The following is a 21,994-nucleotide window of genomic DNA, read 5'->3' as shown; positions in this document are numbered from 1 at the left end:
AACCGGAACACTCGTTGAACTCTGTTTACTTCAAACACCAATACGTCACGTGCGGATCGAAACCATGATATGGATCATCTTTTTGAAGACCCGCGTTATCTCAGGTTGATCCTCAATACCGCAGCCGATGCAAAAGGCAAAAGCGCAATGGTGCCGCAGGTGATCCCGGCCAGCATCATCATCGGCATGGTGAAATCCAACCCTTCTGCACCGCGCCGCGCCACCTCGGCTCCGAATATCAAACTAGGCACGTAAAGCGGCAATACAAGAAGGCTCAGCAGCAATCCACCGCGTTTCAGACCAACGGTCAGCGCGGCGCCAAATGTGCCGATCACGCTGAGCGCCGGTGTGCCCAGAAAAAGCGAGATGATCAGGGGCTTGAACCCTTCTGGCGGCAAGTTCAACAGCACGCCCAGCACAGGTGCCGCCAGCACCAGGGGCAGGCCCGTAGTGATCCAATGCGCAAGCGCCTTGACCGATACGATCCCCTCCATCGGCAGGGGTGATGTGGCCAGCAGATCAAGGCTGCCATCTTCCCAATCCAGCGCCAGAATGCGATCCAGTGACAACAGGCAGGCCAGCAATGCGCCTAGCCATAAAACCCCGGGTGCGATTGAGGATAGCAACGTGGTGCGCGGACCAACCCCAAAGGGCACCAGAACCACGACGATCAGGAAAAACGCCAGACCAAGGCCAAAGCCGCCCCCGGCCCGCATGGCCAGTTTCAGATCGCGGATCAACAAGGCAATCATAGAAACGCCTCGTCAAAATCGCCTGTCTCCAGTGGCTTTGCACGGAATTGCCCAACATCCAGAATGCGCGCCTCGTCCAGCCCCAGATCAATATGGGTTGCCATCAGGGCCGATCCTCCCCCGCTCAGATGGGCGCGGATCGCAGCGGCAAACATCGCCACGGCGTCTTTGTCCAGAGATACGGTTGGCTCGTCCAGGATCCAGACTGGTCGGCCCGTGACCAACAGGCGCGCCAATCCCAGGCGGCGTTTCTGCCCGGCCGACAGCATCCCTGCCGGGCGATCAACCAAAGGCTCCAACTCAAAGGCTTCCAACGCGTGCGAAATCCCGTCCGTGCCGAACGTTTCGGCCCAGAAATTCAGGTTCTCCGACACGCTCAGCGTGGCCTTCAACCCATCAGCATGCCCGGCATAGGCAAAGCTATCGGGCGCGGCTTCAACCTTGCCTTCCATGGCCGGTTGCAGCCCGGCAATCGTACGCAACAACGTGGTCTTGCCCACCCCGTTGGGACCGCGCAACACCACGGCCTCACCCGACGCCAGCGTAAAGCTGACTCCGGTAAGCACCCGCAGGACCCCACGGTTGACCGTCAGATTGGTGACATGCAATTCCATCGCAGACTGCTTAGACGAATTCGGCATGGGGGCAAAGCGGGTAACCCCCCTCAGCCTTTTGTTTTTTCTAGACTGGCATCAGGGCCACGGCCACGCGCCGCCCCTCGGACAGCAAGACGTTGTAGGTGCGGCAGGCGGCGGGCGAATTCATCGCTTCAACGCCCAGCCCGGCCTCTTCCAACTGGTCCCGCAGACTGGCCGGGATATGGGCGGTCTCGCCACCGGTGCCGACAAAGATCACATCGATCTCACCTGCCATCTTCATCAGCAGATCAGTATCTTCATATCCGCCCCAGCTTTGCGCACCTGTTGCCGTCACAACGACCGGGGCTTCCACCGCCTGCCCGGCAATCCGGAAAAACCCCGGGCCATAACCTTCGATCGGGGTAGCTTCGGAAAACTCGATTTCGTTCAGGTGCATCTCACCCTCCCATGTTCCAGATCGGCAGACCGCTGACCAAAGCCAAGGCGATCACCGCGTATGCCACCGCGCGGTAGAGCCGCTCATGGCGCGGATCAAACAAGGCTTGCCCGATCAGTGAGGTAATAAAATAGGGCACCGCAAGGGTGAGGGCCAGCGCCACGACATCCCAACCCATGGATTGACGCAGCACAAGATTGCTGACCACGACCACATCCAAGGCCGCCAGAAACAGGATCGTATTGGCGCGGACATACTGCGCAGTGGCTTGACCGGCGAGGTAGAACAAGATCACCACCGGCCCGGTCAGCCCGGTCAAACCGCCGATCACCCCGGCCACGCCGCCAATGGCCAATAGGCCCAACAGTCGGACGTTGCCCGTGAACCGCCAGCCCGCCAGCAACGCGCCCAGCGTGATGGCGGCCACAACCGCAACGATCCAGCGGATCGTCTCACGATCCATCAGGCCCAGCATCCACAGGCCAACGGGAACTGTGAATACCGCCGCAAGGGCCAAAAGCCCGACCTCGCGGCGATGCGCCTGTTTCCAGGCGCGCGGCAACAAGGCGGCGGTGCTGGCAATCCCGGTCATTGTGATCACGCCGATCACCGTCTGGGGCGTCAGGAAAATCCCCGCCACGGGCACAAAGATCAGCGCCGTACCGAACCCGGCAAACCCGCGCACGATCCCCGCCACCGAGATGGCTAAAATCAGCCAGAACAGGCCGGGCGTGGCCCAGACCTGAACCAGAAGATCAGGCATCTACATTAGCAAACTGCGTGCCCGCATTGCCGTCGGGTTTGCTCCAGTCGCGCTTGACTCCCAACCAGAGCAGGAAGACCGACGCCACGAAGATCGAACTGTAAGTCCCGACAATCACACCCCAGATCATCGCAAAGACAAATCCCCGGATCACATCCCCGCCCAGCACATAAAGCGCCCCAAGTGCCAGCAATGTGGTGACCGAGGTCATGACCGTCCGGCTGAGCGTTTCGTTGATCGACACGTTCAGCACCTCGGCCAATGGCTTCTTCTTGTATTTTCGAAGGTTCTCGCGCACCCGGTCAAAGACCACCACGGTATCGTTCAGCGAATAGCCCACGATGGTCAGCAAGGCCGCGATAATGGCTAGGTCGAACCGGATCTGGAGTTCCGAGAATATCCCGATGGTCAGAACAACGTCGTGAACGAGGGCGACCACCGCGCCCACCGCAAATTGCCATTCAAACCGCAACCAGATGTAGATCAGCACCGCGCCAATGGCCAAGGCCACGGCAATCGCCGCCGTCGTGATCAATTCTCCCGACACCTTCGGGCCCACACTTTCCACGGCGGTGAATTTCAGGTCTGGCACCGCCTCTTGCATGACGGACTCCACCTGTTGAATCACCTCATTGGACACGCTTTCCTCGCCCTCTTGGGCCTGAATACGGATCATGGCGACGTTTTCATCCGGGCCAAAGGTGGGGTCAAACACCTCGGTGATGCTGACATCGCCCAATTGCAGGGGTTCTATCGAGGCCCGATATTGCCCGATATCGATGGGCTCGGTGCTTTCTGTTCGGATGGTCGTGCCGCCCCGGAAGTCAATACCAAAGTTCAGCCCCTGCAACAGGAACGACCCGAAAGCGACCATGATCAGAACACCCGAAATCCCCAGCCATGCGCGCCAACGGCGGAAGAAATCCCACTTGGTATCCTTGGGCACAAGACGCAATGCACGACCCTGCAACACAGTTTTGGGGCGTTTACGTTCGTACCAGATAACCACCAGAAGGCGGGTGACAAAGATCGCCGTGAACACCGAGGTGATGATGCCCAGACCCAGCGTGATCGCAAATCCACGCACCGGCCCCGATCCCATGGCATAAAGGATCACGGCAGTGATGAAGGTGGTTATGTTGGCATCCGTGATCGCGCTCAACGCCTTCTCATAGCCAAGCTCAATCGCCCGCGCCGGCCCCTTGGCCGATTTCATCTCTTCCTTTATGCGCTCGAACACCAGAACGTTGGCATCCACCGCCATCCCGATGGTCAACACGATCCCCGCGATCCCCGGCAGGGTCAGCGTGGCACCAATCAGGCTCAACAGGCCGAAAATCAGGCCCACGTTGATGATCAATGCGATATTGGCGAATATCCCGAAGGTTCCATAACTGAGGAACATGAAGACCAGAACCAGCACGAAGGCCACGATACAAGCAATCTGTCCCGCCGCGATGCTATCGGCACCCAACTCCGGGCCAATGGTGCGTTCTTCCAGGAACTCAAGCCCCGCAGGCAAAGCCCCGGCCCTCAACAACACGGCCAGATTGGTGCTTTCCTCAACCGTGAAATTGCCAGTGATAATCCCAGAACCCCCCGGAATATGGCTTTGGATCACGGGGGCACTGATGACCTTGCCGTCCAACACAATGGCAAAGGGCGATCCGATATTGGCCGCGGTGTAATCGCCAAACTTCCGCGCGCCCGTTGGGTTGAACCGGAACGAGACCGCCGGACGACCGTTCTGATCGAAGTCAGGCTGTGCATCGACCAGTTCTTCACCGGTCACAACCGGGGCACGCTCCAGAATGTAAAAGACGCCCTCTTCATCTACGGATGGCAGGATTTCGTTTCCGGCCCCGGCCCTGTCATCCAGGCTGGACGCCCGCCCAACCACTGGCTGGAAGGTCAGCTGCGCGGTGGTGCCGATAATCGCTTTCAATTCGGCCGCACTGCCAATGCCCGGCACCTGGATCAGAATACGGTCCGCCCCCTGACGCTGAATGGTTGGCTCGCGGGTGCCCACCTCGTCAATCCGGTTACGGATGATCTCCAACGCCTGGCGCACTGTCCGCTCATCCGTGGCCAGTTTCTCGGCCTCGCTCAGCGTCACGATGATCTCATCGCCCTCGGTGCGCACCTCGATATCGCTGGCCCCTGCCCCGGTCAGGCTGACCACGGGCCGCGCAAGCCCGCGCACAAGCCCGGCGGCATAGTCGACCTGATCGGGTTTCTCGACCAGCCGGATGCGCAAATCGGCCTGATCGCTCTGCTGCAGGCGGATCGGACCGACGGTGCCACGTTCTTCACGCAGCATATCGCGGATTTCCGGCCACATGCCTTCCACCCGCGCCTGGTACACTTCCTCAACTTTGACCTCGGCCAGCAAATGCGCCCCGCCGCGCAGATCAAGCCCTAGATTGACCAATCCCGAGGGCATCCAGTTGGGCCAAAGTGCCAGATCCTCAACCAATCCCCCGGCGGTCGACCCCGCCTCGATGGCGGCGGCGGCATCATTATGCTTCTCAACATTGCTGTAAAACGCGTTGGGCGACGCCAGCAAAAGCCCAAGGGCCACAACGCCCCAGATCACCACGCGCTTCCAAAGATCAATCTGAAGCATTCTGAAGCCTTTTCAAAAGGATAAGGATAAGTGTGGCGGGTTTAACCCTCGGCAGGTTCGGTCTTGTTCAGAACCTGGGCAACGGTGCTTTTGACAACACGCACCTTCACATCCGTGGCCAGCTCCACCTCGATTTCATTGTCATCCTTGACCTTACTGACCTTGCCGATCAGCCCGCCTTGGGTGACCACCTGATCCCCCCGGCGCAGCGCGGCCACCATAGCCTGATGCTCTTTGACCTTCTTCTGCTGCGGGCGGATCAGCAGGAACCACATAATGGCGAAAATCAGGATCAGGGGGATAAACTGAGCAAAGGCTTCCATGTCGTGCGCGTCCTCTAAAAGTAGCAGGGGAAACCCCTCTGCGAATTCGCTGGGAACCTAAGGACCGGACGCAATATTTGCAAGGCGGGAAACGGCTTAATACACCGCTTATCTGTGACTCTGGCTTGGCGAAGAATCGTGGAGTGAGATAAACGGCTGTATCCCCTTAACCATTCCTTGTTAAACACGCCTCAGACGACTCAACCCCAGAAGGACCGATCCGATGCATGACATCCGCGCCATCCGCGAAAACCCCGCTGCTTTTGACGCCGCTTTGGCCAAACGTGGGCTGTCGGGTGTGTCCTCGCAGGTGTTGGAGCTGGACGAGGCGCGGCGCGCCCGCATTCATGCCGCCGAGACCGCGCAGGCCGAGCAGAATAAGGCCTCCAAGGAGGTCGGCGCCGCCAAGGCCAGGGGCGACGAGGCCGAGTTTGAGCGCCTGCGCGCGCTGGTCGGTGAGAAGAAGACCGAAGTGGCCGCCATGCAGGGCGAAGCGAAAGAGCTGGACGCGCAGCTGACCGCGATGATGATGGGCATTCCCAACCTGCCCTTCGCCGAGGTGCCCGACGGCGAGGACGAAGACGACAATGTCGAAATCCACCGCTGGGGCACCCCGCGTGAGCTGAACTTCGCCCCGAAAGAGCATTTCGAGCTCGACGGTGTAAAACCCGGCATGGATTTTGAAACTGCCGCCAAACTCTCGGGCAGCCGCTTTGTGGTGCTGTCTGGATCGGTCGCGCGCATTCACCGCGCCCTCGCCCAGTTCATGATCGACACCCATGTCGAGGAAAACGGTCTGACCGAGACATGGACCCCGGTTCTGGTGCGCCCCGAAATGATGGAAGGCACCGGACAGCTGCCGAAGTTCGGTGAAGACAGCTATCAGACCACCAATGGCTGGTGGCTGGTGCCCACCGCCGAGGTGACTCTGACCAATATCGTCAATAACGCCACCGTGGATGAGGGCTATCTGCCGCGCCGCTATGTGGCACACACGCAATGTTTCCGCTCCGAGGCTGGCAGCGCAGGGCGCGATACCGCAGGCATGCTGCGCCAGCACCAGTTTGAGAAGGTCGAGATGGTGTCGATCACCCATCCCGATAAATCCCTTGAAGAACTCGACCGGATGACCGCCTGCGCGCAGGGTATCCTTGAGAAACTCGGCCTGCCCTACCGCACCGTGGTGCTGTGCACCGGCGACATGGGTTTTGGCGCGCGCAAGACCCACGATATCGAGGTCTGGTTGCCTGGGCAGAGTACTTATCGCGAGATCAGTTCCTGCTCGGTATGCGGTGATTTTCAGGCCCGGCGCATGAATGCAAGGTTCAAACCTGTGGACGGCGGCAAACCTCAGTTTGTGCATACTCTGAACGGGTCCGGCCTGGCCGTCGGGCGTTGCCTGATCGCGGTGCTGGAAAACGGCCAGCAGGCGGATGGGTCGGTCGCCTTGCCCGAGGTGCTGCACCCTCATCTGCGTGGCAAGACACGGCTGGAGGCAGACGGCACGCTGGCCTGACAAGCAGGTCCGAGCCTCCGCTGTGTGACCCGGACGGTCCTTAGGCAGTTCGGATCAGCCACGCTATCGGCTTGCTCGTTTTAAAGCACGCCGCCAAAATATCTGGATAGCAGCTTTTGGCGGATGTCCCTGCAGGACATGAGCACTGTACGCAGCCCCCGTATCCGATGTCACTGGTCAAAGGCGTGACGCTTCCTGACGCGTCAATACACACACATGCGTTGCGCCAGTGTTTAAGCCAGCGCCATGATACAAACCAGCATCTGTGAAGCGGATCACGCCCACCACACAAAAACATGTTAACACGGTTCCGGCGGTGATCTCTCGACGCCGGGCAACGGCCTTAGCCAGCCGGGCTGAACTTTGCAGCGATCCCGCCAGCTTTCTTCTGCGCGGCCGTGAAATCCGCGCTGGAGTAAGCTCGAACCGTTTTCAAATTGGACACTGTACCAGACGCACCAGCGACCATCAAAGCGGGAAGGATATCTTCCCCATCACTGGCCTCGCAGATCATCAGAAAATCGGTCTCGCCGGTTGTCGCATAATAGGACAGCATCTCGCCGCCTGCGGCCTCAACCAACGGCTTTACAGCGGCGGCCCGATCCGATGGATTGGCAATCATACCCTGAACCGCTTGGGCAGTGTAGTTTCCAGTTACGATAAAAGTCGCCATGTGTTCCCCCCCCTGAAACTTGGTCAGACTTGCCAATCGTAGCTTAATTCGTTCGATACTGCAGTAGATTTCCTGCGGTCCGACTGCGTCAGCGGTATTCTGTAAGTGCATTATGGTGCATGGCACAGGCCCCGATCAGCGGCTTTGCCCCAAAAAAGACGGCTTCACGCTTTGGCACGGAAACCTCATGCATTTGACTGCACCGCCCCCACCTTGGCCTTCGCAGAGTTTGGAAACGGAACCAGCTTTTCTGCTTCTTCGTCCCACAGTTTCAATCGGAAACTGGCCAGCGCCTCGGGCCAGCGGATCACGTCATGACGCTTCAACGCATCGGGCAGATCGGCCTGACACCGGCGCAGATGATAAGACGGGATCGACGGGTTGAAATGATGCAGGTCGTGATAGGCGATGTTACCTGTCCCCAGATCCCACCACCAGCCCAGATCGAGCGAGCTTGACCCTTCCAGCGTCGCCTTGCGGAAATCCAGATCGGGTTTGCGATCCCAGTATGTGTCTTCGAAATTGTGCTGCAGGTAGACGAGGAACACACCGATGCCACCGGCCAGAACGGCGCTAACCCCCAGCACAACCAACCCTGGCATCCCCAGCGTGGCCCAGATCAACAAAAGATACGCGGCAAGCACCAGATTATGCAGGGCCACCCCCAGCATGCCAACGCGGCTCGTGTTCCGGGGCCAGCGATGAGCAATAAAATAGGCGTAGATCCCGCCCAGGCCCAGCATCAATACCGGGTTGCGATAAAGCCGATACCAAAGCCGTCGGCCAAACGGCGCCGCCTGCCATTCGGCCAGTGTCATCGTGTAGACCTCGGTCGTCTCGCGGTGATCGAGATTGCTCAGATAGGCATGATGCAGGTTGTGATTGTGCTGCATCACCCGGTAGGGCGTCAGCGAGAACACCGACAGAAGATACCCCGCCCAGTCGTTCAAAACACGCGTGCGAAACAGCGAGGCATGACCGCAATCATGCTGCAGCACGTACAAACGCACCGACGCAAAAACCAACAAAACGATCAGAGGGACCGCCAGCCACAGCTGTCCTGCAAACAGCACACCCAGGACCAGCGCGGTTGCGTAGACCGCCAGTGTGCCAAGCAGGCTGAGCGCCCCACGCAGATCGCTTTTCTCGGTATAGGCTTTTGTAAATTCTCGGATATCCACCGTGCCCCCGTCAAAACAATCAATATGTCATAATGATCTGGCCGCCCATAAACGGCGCTCCGTAACTGCATGTGGCAATTGACCCAATGATTGCAAGACCAGCGGTTTCAACGACCCGAAAATGGCAAAAACCCGCAGCACGGCTATAGTTGCCCGATGACCTTGTCCAAGGCGCCAGGGCGATAATCGGGGCGCTTTTCCACACGTTCTTTTGCCGCTTCGGACAGATCGCTCACATGGTCGGGACCCTCACGGTCCGAAAGCCACAGACCGCCAAGATTGCCAAGACTCGCCTGCTGCACCATTGCGCCCGCGTCAGCCTCGGCATCCTGCCCGCCAACAATCTCCTGCAGCATCACGCGGTCAAACTCCAGCAACCGATCGCGCGCACCTTCAACCACCCAGTCGGCAGTAAAGGCCGACAATTTCGGCACCACGCCGCTGCCGCCCAGCACGCTGTGCACACCCGGGAACCACTGTTGCAAATAGGGGCGTTGCGCCCCTGTCACTTCGGGGCCGTTCAGATCGTCCAGATTGCTCCACAGGCTGGGCGGATAGAACCGTCGCCGCTCATCTATCGCCACGGCATGGCGCGCCGAACGCACCGAGCGCGACAAAGCCGTGTCATGGAATGCATATTTCTTATTTACCAGCTTCGAGATTTGTCCAAAAACCCCCGGCAATCCCAGTGCACCGACCGTGTCCCAAAGGCCAAGATAGGCCAGTTGCAAAAAGAAACTGTCCTCGTCTCCCTGGCTGCGACGCCATTCGAGGTCGGTTTGGCTGGTGGCTGTCAGGGGCGCAAATGTGCGGCGAAAGTCGCGCGCCGCATCACCATCAGGGTGGGTATCTTCGCCGCGCGCCCGATAGAGATCGACGGCCTCCTGCAACCGATCCAGATGTCCCCGCGGGGGAATACCGGCAGTTCGGATCAACCCGGCCAGTGACCGCGCCGTGTAAGCCCCGCGTGAAAAGCCAAAGATGAAAATCTGATCCCCGGGTTCATACCAGAATATCAGGTTGCGAAAAGCCTCGATGATGTTGTCATCCAACCCCCATCCCAGGGCCCCGCCCAACCATTTGTCCATCTTGCGCGCCACGGCATTGGTGCCCCGGCCGGTGCCGACACCCTGTTGGTAATAGACAAGCTGTGTGCGCCCATCCGTGGCCGAGGGTGTGACCGCGCGTGCCAGCCGCGCCACATGGGTGGCATTGGGCGCAGACAGTCGGTTCCATGTACCGTCGCAAAAAATCGCTATGCGCTTCATAACGGGCCTCAAAATAACTCACTTAAAATCTGGCACCCAGCATAGGCGCAGCCCTGACGTTGGGGCAAGCATTCTGACCATTGACAGGGGCACTGAATGAGCCAGTTATCGCGCATGGAACGAATGAAAGCCATTCTGGCCCTCTCCGCCGCCGTCGCCTTTGTGATGTCCCCGTTTCTAAGCCCGGGGTTCAACGGGTTTCGTGCCGATCAATTCCCGATCCCACAAGTTGACGCCCCGGCCCAGCCCGCTGGTTATGCCTTTTCCATCTGGGGGCTGATCTATCTGATGTTGTTGCTTGGCACCGGGTTTGGCCTGCTGAACCGGGCCGATCATGCAGACTGGGACCGGCATCGCTGGTCGTTGATCATCAGCATGGTGTTGGGCGCAGCATGGATACCGGTGGCACAGCTTTCCCCTTTCTGGGCCACGGTGCTGATCTGGTTGATGCTGATCACGGCGATCTGGGCGTTGCTGAACGCCGGCACGCGTGACCGCATATGGCTGCGCACGCCGATCGCGCTTTATGCCGGGTGGCTAACCGCAGCGAGCGCCGTGGCGCTGGCCTTGATGCTGGCCGGGCATGGCATCGTCGGGCAAACCACAGCGGCCATCCTGACGCTGGGTCTTGGGCTGATGATTGCCTCGGCCGTTCAGCGGCTGCGCCCTGACACACCGGAATACTCCGCCGCTGTGATCTGGGCTCTGGTCGCGGTTGTCGTAACCAATCTCGATCCGCTGAATATACCTGTTCTGGGCCTCAGCCTGGCAGGCATCGCAGCCCTTGCCTTCACCGCTCTGAAAACCCGCGCTACTTAGCCGGCGGTTTCCCGGACAGGTGCTTGCGCAGGCGCGATGGCGTTGATTTCTTGCGCCCCTTATAGGGGTTCTTGTCTGCTTGCGAACGCATATAGAGACGGATCGGCGTGCCCGGCATATCGAAATCCTCGCGCAACCCGTTGACCAGATATCGCGAATAGCTTTCTGCCATCTTTTCCGGGTTCGAGCACATGACCACGAACCCGGGGGGCCGCGTCTTGGCCTGGGTCATATAGCGCAGCTTGATGCGTTTACCGCCCGGCGCCGGGGGTGGGTGCGCCTCAAGCATACCCGCCAGCCAGCGGTTCAGATGCGCGGTCGATACCCGGCGGTTCCAGACCTCGTAGGCGCGTTCAACAGCGGCGCGCAGACGATCCAATCCCCGGCCCGTCTTGGCCGAGACAGTGATCAGTGGCGCACCGCGCAACTGCGGCAGCAACCGCTCAAACGCCTCGCGCAGATCGCGCAGCTTTTCCTGTTTATTGTCCTCGACATCCCATTTGTTGACCGCCACGACCACGGCACGCCCTTCGCGCTCGGCCAGGTCAGCAATGCGCAAATCCTGTTGCTCGAACGGAATGGCGGCATCCAGCAGAACCACCACGACCTCGGCGAATTTCACAGCGCGCAGTCCGTCGCCCACCGACAGTTTCTCAAGCTTGTCCTGCACCTTTGCCTTTTTGCGCATCCCCGCTGTATCAAAAATCCGCACCGGCAGACCATCCCAGTCCATCGACAACGATATCGCATCGCGGGTGATCCCGGCCTCGGGACCCGTCAGCAGACGGTCTTCACCAAGGATCTTGTTGATCAGTGTCGATTTCCCCGCATTGGGGCGTCCCACCACAGCCACTTGCAACGGGCGTGCGGCGGTCGGCTGGCGATAGGTCAGCCCCTCGATATCTTCGCCATCTTCAATGGTGATATCGGTCTCCGGCGCCTCGGCAGCGGCGCGCTTGGCATAGTCATCGGCCAGCGGCATCAACTGGCTGTAAAGATCATTCAGCCCCTCGTTATGCTCTGCCGACATGCGGATCGGCTCACCCAGACCAAGGCTATAGGCCTCAATCACGCCCGCATCCGCTGCATTCCCCTCGGCCTTGTTGGCTGCAAGAATCACATGTTCGGACCGCTTGCGCAGGATATCGGCAAAGATCTGATCGGTCGGGGTGACGCCCGTGCGCGCATCAATCATGAACAGGCAGATATCGGCCATATCCACGGCCCGCTCGGTGAGTTTGCGCATCCGCCCCTGAAGCGAGGCATCCGTGGCCTCTTCCAGCCCGGCGGTGTCAATCACCGTGAAGCGCAAATCGCCCAGCTTGCCCTCGCCCTCACGCAGATCACGCGTGACGCCCGGCTGGTCATCGACCAATGCGATGCGTTTGCCCACAAGGCGGTTGAACAGCGTGGATTTACCCACGTTCGGGCGGCCCACGATGGCTAATGTGAAACTCATGTCTTGGTCCTCAGGCGCGATCAAGCGGCCCTGATACAGTATCGCTCGCCTATCGGAAAGCCAGCAATTGCCCCTTGGTCGACACCAGGTAAAGCGTGTTGCCAGCCACAACAGGGTTGGTCGTGGCCCCACCGGGAATATCAACGGTCCCCCGCAAGGTCCCGCTGGCCGGATCGAACAGCCGCATCAACCCGTCATTTGAGGCCACGATCAGGTTGCTCCCGGCGATGATCGGCCCGTGATGGCCGAAAATCTCGGACTGTTTACGCGGGCGGTTCTGGGTAAAGAAGGGAAGTGTATTGGCCCAGATGCGGCTTCCGTCTTCGGCATCCAGACGCACCAGTTCGTTGCGATCCGTGACGAAAAAGACCGAGTCGTTGGTTGGCCATATCGTGTTCAGCGGGCCATCATTGGCCGTCCATATCCGTTCACCATTGCCAAGATTTAGCGCCACGGTGCGGCCCGAATGAGAGCCCACATAAATCCGATCGCCGACCACGATGGGGTCGCTGGTGATGTCGCCAATGCGCGCACTTGAGAACCCTTTGCGCTGTCCGGCCACCTGACTGTCCCAAAGGCGCAGACCGCCTTTGCGGAACGCTCCCTGTACCTCGCCAGAGCCAAAGGCGAAAACCGCGTATTTGTCCGTCACCGCAGGCGCGGGACCACCCATGACATTCTTGATATCGGGGCTGGCGGACAAACGCCACGCAATGCGGCCCGTGTCGGTTTCCAGCGCCCAGGCCACGTCGTCGCCCGCCACCAGATAGACCAGACCATCGCGCACCGTCGGATCGCCCGACCCGGTGGCGCGCAGATTCTGCTGCCAAATCTCGGCCCCGGTTTCAGCGTTGAGGGCCGTCATCAAGCCAAAGCCGGACGAGATAAACAGCTTGCCCTCGTCATAGGCCAGTCCACCGCCACTAGCCTCGTTGGCGCTGTCATTGCTGGGTACAAGGTCCTTCGTCCAAAGCAGTTGGCCGTTGGTCGACACCGCACTGACCCGGGCCTCGGAATCCAGAGTAAAGACGCGGCCATCAGCCACCACAGGATCCGCCGTGATGCGGTTCTTGCGCCCGTCGCCTGCCCCGATATTCACCGACCAGGCCAATCTTGGATTAGACGACAGTGCGGGGTGCGCGGTGCGGGTCGCGGGTGAGGCGATGCTCTGGCGCCAGCTTGCGTTGCTGGTCGCGGCAGCCAGGGACACGGCGCGCGTCTGGTTTCCCGCGGCGGTCTCGGTTTCAAGCGGGGTGCCATCCTCTGACAGAACAGCACGGATATCCTCGCGCTCACCGGGCAGGATCACCTCATCCTCTCCACAGGCGGTCAGGGCCAAAATCGCGGCCAGCCCCAGAAATGCTCCGATCGGTTTCAATGCTCTTGCCCCCGTTTGCACCTGTCGGTTTCCCGACAGTCTTCTACTCTTCTGCGCTGTCCGCATCTTCAGGCAGCGTGCCACCCAACGCCACAATCACTTGTGATGCTCTCTGGCGCAAGCCCGGTGTCGCACTCGCATTCACCGCGATACCCTGCATCCGCTCCAGCGCGGCCTCGGTCTGGCCGGTTTCAACATCCAGCCACGCCAGCTGTTCTTCGGCCAACAAACCGGTCAGCCCCCCCGAAAGTGCCAACCCTTCAAGCCGGGTACGGCGATCTTCTTCGCTCAGCCCCGAATCTGGCATGGCCGTCGCCTTCAGCGTGGCTATCTGACGATAAACCAGTTTCGCACCGGAATTGTCAGCCAGAGCGATCAGGCGCTCTGCCGCCGCCGCAGGGTTGTTTTGTTCCTGTTCAGCCGCGGCCAGCAAGTCAATCATTGCCTGACTGGACGCGTTGGGCGCTTCAATGGCGGCCAACGCCTCGGCCCGGGCGGCCTGCTCGTCTTGTTGTAATGCGGCCAGAACAGAATCGCCCAGCGCCTCGGCAGCACTGCGCTCCTGCGCCTTGCGCCACTCGTTCCAGGCTGCCCCGCCCACAAGCAAAAGAACCGCAAGCACAGCGATCCAGCCATAACGGCGCATCAGACCAAAAAGACGGTCGCGGCGGACTTCTTCGGTAACTTCGTCGATGAAACTGTCAGTGTCGCTCACGATGGACCCCGGTGATTATTTCGCCTGTCTTACCCCGAAGCCCCCGCCCTGCCAAGGGCCACTCGTGCCCCAACCACAGACAACTTGCAGCAGGGTCTTGAAAAGAGTAATCTAAACTGGTTAGTTCAGCGTATCAGTCTTTGTAAATTGAGTACGAAGGCCGGTTTGCTTAAACTTCCACGGACCAAGACCCAAAAGGGACCCCAGATGCGTTTGTTTCCCATCGTTGCCGCGATCGCGGTTATGGCAATGATCTACGTGTTTATCTTCGAGCGCGACGCGCTGACAGCGATGTTTGCCCGCGATGGCGGGGCGCCGGTCGCCGAAACCGAGGTGACACCGGAAGCAGACGACCCTGCCGAGGTGGATCGCCCAGTCGGTGTGGTGGCTCTGAAGTCATCGGCACGCCCAATTGACAGCGCTGTGGTGCTGCGCGGCCAGACCGAGGCATTTCGCCAGGTTATGCTACGTGCCGAAACCTCGGGGCTGGTCCTGTCTGACCCCTTGCGCAAAGGGACATTTGTCGAGGCTGGCGATCTTCTGTGCGAACTGGAACCAGGCGTTCGCGTGGCTGTTCTGGCCGAAGCCGAGGCCCGCCTGGCCGAAGCCCGATCCCGTGTGCCCGAAGCCGAGGCGGCAGTGCCCGAGGCCGAAGCCCGCGTTGAAGAAGCCCGCGCACGGGTGATCGAATCCAAAGCGAGACTAGAAGAGGCGATGATTAACGCCAATGCCGCTACCCGCCTCAGCGAGGGTGGTTTTGCCTCGGAAACCCGGGTGGCCAGCACCGAAGCCGCCGTGCGGGGTGCCGAAGCCTCGATCGTCAGTGCCGAGGCCGGGCTGAAATCCGCCGCCTCCGGCCTGGAAAGCGTGGCCGCCGGGATCGAAGCCGCCAAGGCCGGTGTCGAAAGCGCGCGCGCCACCGTGGCCGCTGCCGAGAAAGAGATCGACCGCCTGACCATCGCGGCTCCCTTTGCTGGCCTGTTGGAAACCGACACGGCCGAGTTGGGCAGTCTGCTGCAACCTGGTGATGAATGCGCGACCGTGATCCAGCTGGATCCGATGATGCTAGTAGGGTTTGTTCCCGAAACCGCCGTGGCCCAGGTTGAACTGGGTGCCCAGGCGGGCGCCGAGCTGGCCTCCGGTGATCGCGTCGAGGGCAAGGTGACATTTCTGTCCCGTGCTGCAGACCCCTCCACCCGCACCTTCCGGGTCGAAATCGAAGTGCCCAATGGCGATCTGATACTGCGTGACGGGCAAACCGCCGAAATCGTGATCGACGCCGAGGGACGCCAGGCACATCTTGTCCCGCAATCCGCGCTGACGCTGGATGATGCCGGTGTGTTGGGCGTGCGCCTCGTGGCCGAGGACAGCCGCGTGACCTTTCTGCCTGTGACCTTACTGCGCGATACACCCAACGGCATCTGGCTTGACGGGTTACCCGATCAGGCCAACGTGATCGTGATCGGACAGGAATATGTGACTGACGGCGTGCAAGTGAACGCCAGCTATCAGGAGCCGCCGAAATGACCGGCCTGGTTGATTGGGCCGCCAGCCGCGCGCGGATGGTGATTGCCTTTATCATCCTGTCACTTCTGGCAGGCAGCCTCTCGTATGTTGGCCTGCCCAAAGAGGGTGAGCCGGATATCGAGATCCCTGCCCTGTTCGTATCAACCGTGTTCCCGGGCATTTCCGCCGAAGACAGCGAGAAATTGCTGGTCAAGGTGATGGAAACCGAACTGGCCGATCTGGATGGCCTAAAAACCATGACAGGCACCGCCGCCGAAAGCTATGCCGGTGTGGCGCTGGAGTTCGAATTCGGCTGGGACAAGACCAAGATCATTGCCGATGTCCGCGACGCTATGAGTGCCGCAGAGGCGCTATTCCCGGACGGGGCCGAGAAATACAAGATCACCGAGATCAATTTCAGCGAATTCCCCATTCTGATCGTCAACCTGTCCGGCCAGGTGCCCGAACGCACCATGGCGCGGCTGGCCAAGGATTTGCAGGACCGCCTTGAAACGTTAGAGCCGGTTTTGGAGGCTGGAATCGCGGGCAATCGCGACGAGATGATCGAGGTGGTGATCGACCCGGTCCGCCTTGAATCCTACAACGTAACGGCCCTTGAACTGATCACCGTTGTGCAAAACAACAACCAGTTAATCGCCGCCGGTGAGGTCGACACCGCGCAGGGCACATTTGCTGTCAAGATCCCGTCCTCCTTCGACGAACCGCAAGACATCTATGACCTGCCCGTCAAAATCAACGGCGATCGCGTGGTCACCCTGGGTGATCTGGCCAAGATCACCCTGACATTCGAGGATCGTCTGGGCACCGCCCGTTTCAACAGTGAAACCACCGTGGCGCTGCAGGTGGTCAAACGGAAGGGCTTTAACATTATCGACACCGTGGCGCTGGTGCGCGAAACCGTCGATAAAGAAGTGGCCACCTGGCCGGAAGAGTTGCGCAATGCCGTGACCGTCGGCACCTCGAACGACCAATCCCGCCCCGTCGCCTCGATGGTCAGCCAGTTGGAAAGCTCGGTCCTGACAGCGATTGCGCTGGTGATGATCGTGGTTCTTGCCGCGCTTGGCATCCGCCCGGCCCTGTTGGTCGGCTTTGCCATTCCGACCTCGTTCCTGCTGTGCTTTGCCCTGCTGGCCGTCATGGGCATCACCATTTCCAACATCGTGATGTTTGGTCTGATCCTGGCCGTGGGGATGCTGGTGGATGGCGCCATCGTGGTAGTGGAATACGCCGACAAACGCATTGCCCGCGGCGAAGGCCCGATGCATGCCTATGTGGCCGCAGCCAAGCGGATGTTCTGGCCGGTGGTCAGTTCGACCGCGACAACGCTCTGCGCCTTCCTCCCGATGCTGTTCTGGCCCGGTGTGCCGGGGCAGTTCATGGGCATGCTGCCAGTCACATTGATCTTTGTTCTGTCTGCCTCGCTGCTGGTCGCTCTGGTCTATCTCCCGGTGATGGGCGGGGTAACCGGACGCCTGGAACGCTGGTTCAATACCCGCACCACGCAGATCGCAGAAGGGTATTGGCTGTGGCATGTGCTGTTGTTCCCGGTGACAATCGGTGGCTTCCTGCTGGCCCAAGCCCTTGCTCCGGTGTTGCAGATGCAACTGCTCGGCCTGTTCGGGCGCATGGATATGGGCAACATCTTCGGCTCGGTGATGCCGATCCTCGTGTCGGTTTTTGCACTGGCTGTCGCGCTTGCGGTAGTCGCAGCCATCGGCGTGGCCAGCGTTATCGCCTTGCTGCTTGGTGTGCTGGCGCTGAAACCACGCATCGGCGTGTTCATGGAATGGATAGACACCCGCGTTCGCGGACAGTTGCCACAGATCCCGCACCTGACCTCTTACATCTTCCTTGGCGCGGCCATTGGCGTTCTGGCAGGATCGGGAACCGGCCTTGGCACGCTCGCGATTATCGCCGTCATTGGCGTCATTGGCATCTACATCTCGGGACAGCTGAAAAACGGCCGGGCGAACCGCGTCGAAGCGGGCTATCGGCGCTCGCGCTTTGGCGCGTTCATCCACCTGATCGCCGCCAACCCGATCGCGCCATTGCTCTCTTTCTGCATGATCTTCGTGCTCGTCGGATCGGTGCTGGTATTCTATATCGGCAACAATCGTGGCGTGGAGTTCTTCGTGGAATCCGAACCCGAGAACGCCATCGTCTATGTACGTGCCCGGGGCAACCTGTCCCTCGACCAGAAGGACGATCTGGTCCAGCAGGTCGAGGACGTGGTGATGCAGCACCCCAACGTGCGCAGCGCCTTTGCATTTGCCGGGGAAAGCGGACTGAACAACAATACCGGTGGGGCGATGCCCCCGCTGGATACGGTTGGGCAGGTCCAGCTTGAGATCACCCGCTGGGAAGAACGGCCCAAGGCGCGTGAGACGTGGTTCACTATTCCGTTTATCGACTACAAGGTGACCCGGCAGGTCACGGATCCCGCCGCAGACGGTGATCTGACGATGAACCAGCTCACCGCCGAGCTGGAAAAAATCCCCGGCATCGAGATCGAGATCATCGCGCTTGAGCGCGGTCCTGCCTCGGCCAAGCCAGTGCACCTGCGGGTCAAAGGCGATGATTGGGAGGCGTTGCAAGCCTTTACCCAAATGGCGCGCGACAAGTTTGAAGACACCGAAGGCCTGATCCTGGTCGAAGATACCCTGCCCCTGCCCGGCATCGACTGGCAGATTGATGTCGATGTGGAAAAAGCCGGGCGATACGGGGCAGATGTGGCCAAGGTCGGCGCCATGGTGCAACTGGTCACGCGCGGCGTCTTGCTGGACACGATGCGTGTGGACAGTTCGGATGAAGAAATCGACATCCGCGTGCGCCTGCCCGAGGAGGACCGGGTGCTGTCCACGCTCGACACCCTTAAAATCCGCACCACCGAAGGGCTGGTGCCGCTGTCCAACTTCATCTCGCGCAAACCTGTTGCCAAGCTGGGGCAGATCGACCGCATCGCGCAAACCCGCTTTTTCGACATCAAGGCCGGGGTTGCGGATGGTCAGACCAAAACCGTGACGGATGAGAACGGCAATGAAACCATCGTGCCGATCAACGCAAATGAACGGATCGAGACCCTGACGGCCTGGATCGAAGGCGGCGCGCTGCCCCCCGGACTGGAATACGAGTGGACCGGCGACGCCGAAGACCAAGAAGAATCCGGGGCCTTCCTGCAAAGCGCCTTTCTGGGCGCGTTGGGGTTGATGTTCATCATCCTGCTGGCGCAGTTCAACTCGGTCTATAACGCGGTTCTGGTGCTGCTGGCAGTGGTTCTGTCCACCACCGGCGTGCTGATCGGAATGATGGTCATGAACCAGCCATTTTCGATCATCATGACCGGAACCGGGATCGTGGCCCTGGCCGGGATCGTGGTGAACAACAACATTGTTCTGATCGACACCTATCAGGATTACAGCCGTTACATGCCCCGGATCGAGGCCATTACCCGCACCGCCGAGGCGCGCATCCGGCCCGTTCTGCTGACCACGATCACCACCATGGCCGGTCTGGCCCCGATGATGTTCGGCCTCAGCCTGGATTTCGTGAATGGCGGCTATACGTTTGACAGCCCCACCGCCCTTTGGTGGAAACAGCTGGCCACGGCGGTGGTGTTCGGGCTGGGCATCGCCACTGTGCTTACGTTGATCTTCACACCGTCCATGCTGGCGTTGCGCATCTGGATCGGCACCTATGTCATGTGGATCAGCCGCGCGTTGGCCGCCATGTCCATGGGCCGCAGCAGTCGCGCAGCGCAGGACTGGGCGCTAGCGCGCGCCGCCAAACGGATGCCCGCACCCGAACTGCTGTGGCCGGACGCCTCAGAGGGCTACGGCGAAGACGTCAGCGATGCCCAGGAGTTGGCGGATCTTCAGCGCGTGTTGAGAGAACGCGAAGCCGCGCTGGCAGCGGCCGAAACGGACGAGACCGTGGATCAGGCAGACGTGGCCCGTGGCGAAACCAGCACCACGCAGCGCGATACCTTCAACGCGGATAGCGATGCTGCGGTCAGGGGTGAAGCCGACGACAAGGGCGAGGGTAAAGACAAAGGTGGCAAGCCGGTGCGTGCAGCCGAGTAAGGCAGTCGCGAGCTATGCGGCTTCTTCACTCATCTGGCGTTGCCAAAGGCTGGCGTAACGCCCCTGTCGCTCCAACAGCTCGGCATGGGTGCCTTTCTCGGCAATCACGCCATTTTCCAACACGATGATCTGATCCGCGTCGGACACGGTGGATAAACGGTGCGCGATCATCACCACGGTGCGCCCCTGTCCGGCCCGCGCCAGCGCGCCTTGGATCCCGCTTTCCGTTTCACTGTCGAGGGCGCTTGTGGCCTCGTCCAAGAGCAGAATGGGCGGGTCCTTCAGAAGGGTGCGGGCAATACCCACACGCTGTTTTTCGCCACCGGACAGCTTCAACCCCCGCTCGCCGACGGTGGTGTCATAGCCATCAGGCAACCCCATGATAAAGTCGTGGATTTGTGCCGCACGAGCGGCTTCTTCGACCTGCTCTTGCGTCGCCCCATCGCGGCCATAGGCGATGTTGTAGCGGATCGTGTCGTTGAACAGCACGGTGTCTTGTGGCACCACACCGATCGCGTCATGCAGGCTGTCCTGAGTGACCTCGCGTACGTCCTGTCCATCGATGGTCAGCCGCCCGCTTTGCACATCATAGAACCGAAATAACAAACGCCCAATGGTCGATTTGCCTGACCCGGACGGGCCTACAATCGCCACACTCTGTCCTGCAGGCACCTCCAGCGAAATGCCTTTCAGGATCGGGCGTTCATCTTCATACCCAAATTGAACATTCTCCAACGTCACGGTCCCGCCCGACACCACCAGCGGCCTGGCGCCCGGCGCATCGACCACATCGGGGGGTTGTTCCAGCAGGCCGAACATCTCACCCATATCCACCAGAGACTGGCGGATTTCACGGTAAACCGTTCCAAGGAAATTCAGCGGCATGGTGATCTGGATCATGTATGCGTTCACCAGCACGAAATCGCCCACCGTCAGGGTACCTGCCTGTACCCCCATCGCCGCCATGACCATCACGATGATCAACCCGCCGGTGATCAGGAAAGACTGACCAAAGTTCAAAAAAGCCAACGAGTACGAGGTCTTGAGTGCAGCGCGTTCATACCCGGCCATTGCCGCGTCGTAGCGCATCGCCTCACGGGTTTCGGCCCCGAAATACTTGACCGTCTCAAAGTTCAGCAGGCTGTCGATGGCCTTTTGGTTGGCATCGGTGTCCTGATCATTCATCTCTTTGCGCAGCTTCACGCGCCATTCGGTCACCTTGAAGGTGAAGGCGACGTAAAAGATGATCATCACCACGATGACCAACAGGTAGGACGCATCAAAAAACGCCCAAAGCACCCCGCCGATCAACACCAGTTCCAGGATCAGCGGAAAGATCGAAAAGATCATGAAACGCAAGAGGAAATCCACGCCCTTCACGCCACGCTCGATAATGCGGCTCAGCCCCCCGGTCTTGCGCGTGATGTGATAGCGCATCGACAGGCGGTGAATGTGCTGAAAGGTCTGCAAGGCCAAAGCGCGCAAGGCCCGCTGGGCCACGGGCGCAAACAGCGCATCACGCAACTGTTGGAAACCTACGGTCATCAGCCGCGCCATGCCATAGGCCACGGTCAGCCCGATGGCCCCCGCCCCCAGCATCCAGGCTGCATCCGGGGCGTCCCCGGCCAGCGCATCCACAGCGGCCTTGTAGAAAAACGGCGTGCCGACCGCGATCAGTTTTGCAACAAACAGCATGGTCAGCGCCAACACCACGCGCGCCTTCACGCCCCATTGCCCCGCAGGCCACAGATAGGGCGCGACGCGACGCATCGTGCTCCACCCGCTGGCGGGCATTTCTGTGGTCGTGATGGTATTTCGGCGCATCAGGGGGGATATCTCTTGAACGATCTCAACAGATAGAGCCGCGACGCCCGGATTGC

The 21,994-nt window shown here is 60.2% G+C and carries 17 protein-coding genes; 4 read left to right on the top strand and 13 right to left on the bottom strand.

What is annotated here, in order from left to right; translation table 11 throughout:
- Positions 1-95: 95 nt before the first annotated feature.
- The 6 genes from ccmB to yajC all read right to left on the bottom strand — a co-directional run bounded on the left by ccmB (position 96) and on the right by yajC (position 5,499).
- Complete coding sequence (ccmB, locus tag V6N02_RS16030) at positions 96-752, bottom strand: heme exporter protein CcmB (RefSeq protein WP_371227020.1); 657 nt, start codon at positions 750-752, stop codon at positions 96-98.
- Positions 749-1,366: a heme ABC exporter ATP-binding protein CcmA gene (ccmA, locus tag V6N02_RS16025; protein WP_371227167.1), complete on the bottom strand. Its 618-nt coding sequence runs from the start codon at positions 1,364-1,366 to the stop codon at positions 749-751. The genes ccmB and ccmA overlap by 4 nt, the downstream gene beginning before the upstream one ends.
- A gap of 67 nt (positions 1,367-1,433) precedes the next feature.
- Positions 1,434-1,787: an Mth938-like domain-containing protein gene (locus V6N02_RS16020; RefSeq protein WP_371227018.1), complete on the bottom strand. Its 354-nt coding sequence runs from the start codon at positions 1,785-1,787 to the stop codon at positions 1,434-1,436.
- 1 nt (position 1,788) lies between these two features.
- The gene (locus tag V6N02_RS16015) at positions 1,789-2,550 is read right to left on the bottom strand and encodes a sulfite exporter TauE/SafE family protein (protein WP_371227016.1); all 762 of its coding nucleotides are present in this window, start codon (positions 2,548-2,550) and stop codon (positions 1,789-1,791) included.
- On the bottom strand, positions 2,543-5,176 hold the full coding sequence (gene secD, locus V6N02_RS16010; RefSeq protein WP_371227014.1) for a protein translocase subunit SecD: 2,634 nt from the start codon (positions 5,174-5,176) through the stop codon (positions 2,543-2,545). The genes V6N02_RS16015 and secD overlap by 8 nt, the downstream gene beginning before the upstream one ends.
- Before the next feature lie 41 nt (positions 5,177-5,217).
- Positions 5,218-5,499 carry a preprotein translocase subunit YajC gene (gene yajC / locus V6N02_RS16005; RefSeq protein WP_371227012.1) on the bottom strand — a complete coding sequence of 94 codons (282 nt, stop codon included), beginning with the start codon at positions 5,497-5,499 and terminating at the stop codon, positions 5,218-5,220.
- A gap of 223 nt (positions 5,500-5,722) precedes the next feature.
- On the opposite strand from yajC, the gene serS reads away from it, so the two are divergent.
- Positions 5,723-7,015, top strand: coding sequence for a serine--tRNA ligase (gene serS / locus V6N02_RS16000; protein ID WP_371227010.1), 1,293 nt, complete (start codon positions 5,723-5,725; stop codon positions 7,013-7,015).
- 343 nt (positions 7,016-7,358) lie between these two features.
- Here serS and V6N02_RS15995 read toward each other — a convergent pair whose 3' ends face one another.
- The 3 genes from V6N02_RS15995 to V6N02_RS15985 all read right to left on the bottom strand — a co-directional run bounded on the left by V6N02_RS15995 (position 7,359) and on the right by V6N02_RS15985 (position 10,137).
- Entirely contained in the window at positions 7,359-7,688 is a 330-nt protein-coding gene (locus tag V6N02_RS15995) for a GYD domain-containing protein (protein ID WP_371227008.1), read from the bottom strand.
- 185 nt (positions 7,689-7,873) lie between these two features.
- The gene (locus V6N02_RS15990; protein ID WP_371227006.1) at positions 7,874-8,869 is read right to left on the bottom strand and encodes a fatty acid desaturase; all 996 of its coding nucleotides are present in this window, start codon (positions 8,867-8,869) and stop codon (positions 7,874-7,876) included.
- Positions 8,870-9,012: 143 nt separating this feature from the next.
- Positions 9,013-10,137 carry a DUF2235 domain-containing protein gene (locus tag V6N02_RS15985; protein WP_371227004.1) on the bottom strand — a complete coding sequence of 375 codons (1,125 nt, stop codon included), beginning with the start codon at positions 10,135-10,137 and terminating at the stop codon, positions 9,013-9,015.
- 96 nt (positions 10,138-10,233) lie between these two features.
- On the opposite strand from V6N02_RS15985, the gene V6N02_RS15980 reads away from it, so the two are divergent.
- A complete protein-coding gene (locus V6N02_RS15980; protein WP_371227002.1) occupies positions 10,234-10,956 on the top strand; it encodes a hypothetical protein in 723 nt (240 codons plus the stop codon).
- Here V6N02_RS15980 and der read toward each other — a convergent pair.
- From der to V6N02_RS15965, 3 genes are read right to left on the bottom strand one after another with little or no spacing between them, the layout of a single operon-like run.
- Complete coding sequence (der, locus tag V6N02_RS15975) at positions 10,949-12,415, bottom strand: ribosome biogenesis GTPase Der (protein ID WP_371227000.1); 1,467 nt, start codon at positions 12,413-12,415, stop codon at positions 10,949-10,951. The two genes, V6N02_RS15980 and der, sit on opposite strands and share 8 nt — an antisense overlap.
- A gap of 49 nt (positions 12,416-12,464) precedes the next feature.
- A complete protein-coding gene (locus V6N02_RS15970) occupies positions 12,465-13,793 on the bottom strand; it encodes a PQQ-like beta-propeller repeat protein (protein WP_371226998.1) in 1,329 nt (442 codons plus the stop codon).
- Between the two features lie 43 nt (positions 13,794-13,836).
- Entirely contained in the window at positions 13,837-14,508 is a 672-nt protein-coding gene (locus V6N02_RS15965; protein WP_371226996.1) for a tetratricopeptide repeat protein, read from the bottom strand.
- A 207-nt stretch (positions 14,509-14,715) separates the two neighbouring features.
- On the opposite strand from V6N02_RS15965, the gene V6N02_RS15960 reads away from it, so the two are divergent.
- Positions 14,716-16,035 carry an efflux RND transporter periplasmic adaptor subunit gene (locus V6N02_RS15960; protein ID WP_371226994.1) on the top strand — a complete coding sequence of 440 codons (1,320 nt, stop codon included), beginning with the start codon at positions 14,716-14,718 and terminating at the stop codon, positions 16,033-16,035.
- Positions 16,032-20,114 carry an efflux RND transporter permease subunit gene (locus V6N02_RS15955; RefSeq protein ID WP_371226992.1) on the top strand — a complete coding sequence of 1,361 codons (4,083 nt, stop codon included), beginning with the start codon at positions 16,032-16,034 and terminating at the stop codon, positions 20,112-20,114. The genes V6N02_RS15960 and V6N02_RS15955 overlap by 4 nt, the downstream gene beginning before the upstream one ends.
- A gap of 12 nt (positions 20,115-20,126) precedes the next feature.
- On the opposite strand, the gene V6N02_RS15950 is transcribed toward V6N02_RS15955, so the two are convergent.
- A complete protein-coding gene (locus V6N02_RS15950) occupies positions 20,127-21,938 on the bottom strand; it encodes an ABCB family ABC transporter ATP-binding protein/permease (protein ID WP_371226990.1) in 1,812 nt (603 codons plus the stop codon).
- Positions 21,939-21,994 lie beyond the last annotated feature (56 nt).

Source organism: Roseovarius conchicola (genome assembly GCF_041403425.1).
In the GTDB taxonomy this organism is placed as follows: Bacteria; Pseudomonadota; Alphaproteobacteria; order Rhodobacterales; family Rhodobacteraceae; genus Roseovarius; species Roseovarius conchicola.
Note: the sequence above shows the minus strand (reverse complement) of the source record. Positions and strands in the feature narration are given on the sequence as shown.

Bases quoted from the DNA above. Each gene is read 5' to 3' on its own strand.
- ccmB (WP_371227020.1), bottom strand. From the start codon at position 752: ATGATTGCCTTGTTGATCCGCGATCTGAAACTGGCCATGCGGGCCGGG.
- ccmA (WP_371227167.1), bottom strand. From the start codon at position 1,366: ATGGAATTGCATGTCACCAATCTGACGGTCAACCGTGGGGTCCTGCGG.
- V6N02_RS16020 (WP_371227018.1), bottom strand. From the start codon at position 1,787: ATGCACCTGAACGAAATCGAGTTTTCCGAAGCTACCCCGATCGAAGGT.
- V6N02_RS16015 (WP_371227016.1), bottom strand. From the start codon at position 2,550: ATGCCTGATCTTCTGGTTCAGGTCTGGGCCACGCCCGGCCTGTTCTGG.
- secD (WP_371227014.1), bottom strand. From the start codon at position 5,176: ATGCTTCAGATTGATCTTTGGAAGCGCGTGGTGATCTGGGGCGTTGTG.
- yajC (WP_371227012.1), bottom strand. From the start codon at position 5,499: ATGGAAGCCTTTGCTCAGTTTATCCCCCTGATCCTGATTTTCGCCATT.
- serS (WP_371227010.1), top strand. From the start codon at position 5,723: ATGCATGACATCCGCGCCATCCGCGAAAACCCCGCTGCTTTTGACGCC.
- V6N02_RS15995 (WP_371227008.1), bottom strand. From the start codon at position 7,688: ATGGCGACTTTTATCGTAACTGGAAACTACACTGCCCAAGCGGTTCAG.
- V6N02_RS15985 (WP_371227004.1), bottom strand. From the start codon at position 10,137: ATGAAGCGCATAGCGATTTTTTGCGACGGTACATGGAACCGACTGTCT.
- V6N02_RS15980 (WP_371227002.1), top strand. From the start codon at position 10,234: ATGAGCCAGTTATCGCGCATGGAACGAATGAAAGCCATTCTGGCCCTC.
- der (WP_371227000.1), bottom strand. From the start codon at position 12,415: ATGAGTTTCACATTAGCCATCGTGGGCCGCCCGAACGTGGGTAAATCC.
- V6N02_RS15960 (WP_371226994.1), top strand. From the start codon at position 14,716: ATGCGTTTGTTTCCCATCGTTGCCGCGATCGCGGTTATGGCAATGATC.
- V6N02_RS15955 (WP_371226992.1), top strand. From the start codon at position 16,032: ATGACCGGCCTGGTTGATTGGGCCGCCAGCCGCGCGCGGATGGTGATT.
- V6N02_RS15950 (WP_371226990.1), bottom strand. From the start codon at position 21,938: ATGCGCCGAAATACCATCACGACCACAGAAATGCCCGCCAGCGGGTGG.